The organism is Hydrogenophaga sp., assembly GCF_041633695.1.
Classification (GTDB): domain Bacteria; phylum Pseudomonadota; class Gammaproteobacteria; order Burkholderiales; family Burkholderiaceae_C; genus Hydrogenophaga.
This window is the reverse complement of the sequence record NZ_JBFJMY010000496.1, coordinates 1-2832: the sequence shown is the minus strand read 5'-3', so window position 1 is coordinate 2832 and position 2832 is coordinate 1. Positions and strand designations below refer to the sequence as shown.

Below are 2832 nucleotides of genomic sequence, written 5' to 3'. Positions count from 1 at the left end.
CCACTTGTTCGTTGATGAGGCGTTGCTCGTAGAAGCCGTCGCCCAGGCGCTTCTGGATGCTGTCGGGGTCGATGGACAAGGCCTTCAGCAGGTAGTCGGAGCTGAGCCAGCTGTTGTAGTTGGCAAAGCGCGGGTCGGTCTCCACCAGGTAGCTGGCGCTGGGGTCGGGGTTGACGCGGTAGAGGCTGCTGTTGGGCAGGGTGGACGCCGGTGTGCCGATGCGCACCCAGGGCGCTTGTTCGGCGGGCGTGCCGGGTCCAGAGCTGGCCCCGCCCGTGACGATCTGGGCCGAGACCGCCGCGACCGTGGCGGCGGCTGCTTCGGTGTGGCCGGCACCGAGCGGTGCGGTCTGGGTGTCGCTGCTGCCGGGGTTGGTGTGCGTCAGAAACTGCGCCACCGGCAGGGTGACGCTGTGCACCGTGGTCGCCGCGTAGGGGGTGCTCGTGAAGGAGCGGGAGTCTGACCGGTTCGAACGTCTCACGTACTGTGAGTACACGGTCTGGCCTTCGGTGCGCAGCTCGGCGCTGGCCTCTGCCTCGATGTTGTGCAGGGCCGCGCCCGAGAGTCTGGCGCTGCCGCCGACCACGATCTGGCTTTTGTCGTTGGTGGCGCTGGTACCGAAGTGGGCGTCGAGATCACCACCGGCCAGGATGCGGCCTGGCGCGCTGCTCTGCAGTTGCGGCGTGTATGCGGTGGCGGTGGCGTCGAGCACGGTCCAGTTGTGCAGGCGTCTGCCGGTCAGGCTGGCGTTGTAGGCGTTGATCTGCGCGTCGAGCGCGTTGAACGCGGCTTGCTTGCTGTTGTTGTAGGCATTCCGCGCGGCCTGGTAGACGTAGAACGGGGGCAACTGTTCCGGGCTGCAAATGGTGTCGCCGTGGTTCAACTGCTCGCAGTCTGGCCCGCCGTAGTTGGCCACCAACGGGGGCGGCGATGGAGGCGGATCGACCTGGAACAGCGCCCAGATGGTGTGCTCGCTCGGGTAGTTTTCAACGAAGGTGAATTCGTCGAGGTAGGTCACGCTGCGGTGGATCTCAAAGGCATTCAGGTCGCTGTTGTAGACGGGCACGGCCCACTGCGCGGTGTCGGTGGGAAAACGGTCGAACGGGTATTGCGCGCTGGGCAGCAAGACGGTCCAGTTTTCTTGATCGCTGCGCGCGCGCAGCGATCCGAAGTTGGTGCCGATCTGGTCTTCGGTGTACTCCTGGCCGTTGTGCAGCAGGCGCAGGATGGGCGTGCTGGCGCCTTGCACGATCTGGGTGCTGAAGTGCTCGTTGGTGTTGCGCAGCGCCGCTGCGTTCAAGCGCATGTCGGCGCCGCTTTCGATGGTGGCGCTCTGGTTGTCCAGGGTGGCGGCTGGGCCGGTGCTGCGGTGGTCGGCGTCGAGTGCACCACCAATGGACAGCTCGCCCGCGCTGAACAGTGTGGCGCCTTCCCGGTTGACGATGTGTTGCGCGCCAATGTCCAGACGGTCGCGCGCGGCGATGACGGCATCGGCCCGCGCGCCAGCCAGGGTTTCGGTGTCGTTGCGCAAGGTCTGGGCGGCAATGGCCACCTGGTCGCCATAGATGCGCCCGGTGCCGATGTTGAGCACGGTCTCGGCGCTGAGCCGGGTGCGCTGGCCGTCGATCAAGCCGCGGTTGCTCAGGGTCTGGTCGGCGCTGAGCACGGTGGTGCGGGCGGTGATCTCGCCGCTGGCGCGGTTGGTGATGTTGTGCGCCGTGGCTTCCAGGGTTTGCCCGGCCTTGAGGCTGCCGCTGTTGCCGAGGTCGCCGGTGATGGCCAGGCGCAGGTGGCGGTTGGCGATGAGCTCGGCACCTGCGGCGATGTGGTGGTCGCCTTGCAGCGACACGCTGAGATCGTTCTGCGACAACAGCTGGCCGTCCAGCCCCAAGGACATGGCCTCGATGCTGAGCAACTGATCGGCCACCATGCGGCCGCCGGTGTTTGCGATGGACAAGGTCTTGGCCTGGGCCTGTGCCGCCGGGTCGTCGATGCTGAGCGTGTGGCCTGCACTGAGTAGGCCGCTGCGGTTGTCGATCTGGCCGCCGCTGTGGATCTGGAGGTTTTGGTTGGCGCGCACGGCGCCTTGGAATTTGTCCAACTGCTGTGCCGTGAGGCTGACGTCCACGCCCTCGATGCCTTGCTCGGCACCCTGGGTGTTGCGGTTGTCGAGGCGCTCTGCTTGCAGTGCAAGGCCTTGCCCGGCCTGGATCAGGCCCGTCTGGTTCTGTATCAGGCCGTTGGCGGCGCTGGCGTCGATGCGGCCCAGCGCCTGGATGCGCCCGCCCCGGTTGTCCAGCCCTTCGGTGGTCAGCTGGACGTTTTGCAACGCTACGATGTCGCCCTGGACGCTGTTGTCGAGCTGTGCCGTGGTGGCGCTCAAGGCGCCACCGCTGGCCAGGTAACCACCGGCGTTGAGGAAGCGCCCGGTGTGCAGGTCCAGGTTCTGCTCCGCCACGATCTGACCCTGGGTGTTGTTCGCTTCACCCGTGGTCGCGATGTCCAGCGTGCTTTCGACGCTTTGGATGCTGCCACCGCTGTTGTCCAGGCTGTGGGCCTGCAATTGCAGTGCTTGGGTGGCGACGATCTGGCCTTGCACGTTGCTGGTGCTGCCCTGGGTGTTGCTGTGCAGCGTGGTGCCTGCGGCCAGAAGCCCCTGGTCGTTTTGCAAGCTGTTCGCCTGCACGTGCAGGGCCGCGCCGGCCAGCATTTGGCCATGAGCGCGGTTGTCGATGGTCTCGGCCACCTGCAGGACGAGGTCGTGTGCCTGGGTGGCTTGTACCAGGCCGCCCTGGTTGAGCAACTCGCCAGCGGTGATGTGGGTGTGCCCGT

At 66.4% G+C, this 2832-nt stretch carries 2 pseudogenes; both read right to left on the bottom strand.

The window, feature by feature from the left end:
* Positions 1 to 2671 (bottom strand): annotated as a pseudogene (locus ABYB95_RS20690) (hypothetical protein); the annotation flags it as partial.
* 60 nt (positions 2672 to 2731) lie between these two features.
* Positions 2732 to 2818 (bottom strand): annotated as a pseudogene (locus ABYB95_RS20685) (hypothetical protein); the annotation flags it as partial.
* Between the last annotated feature and the right edge of the window lie 14 nt (positions 2819 to 2832).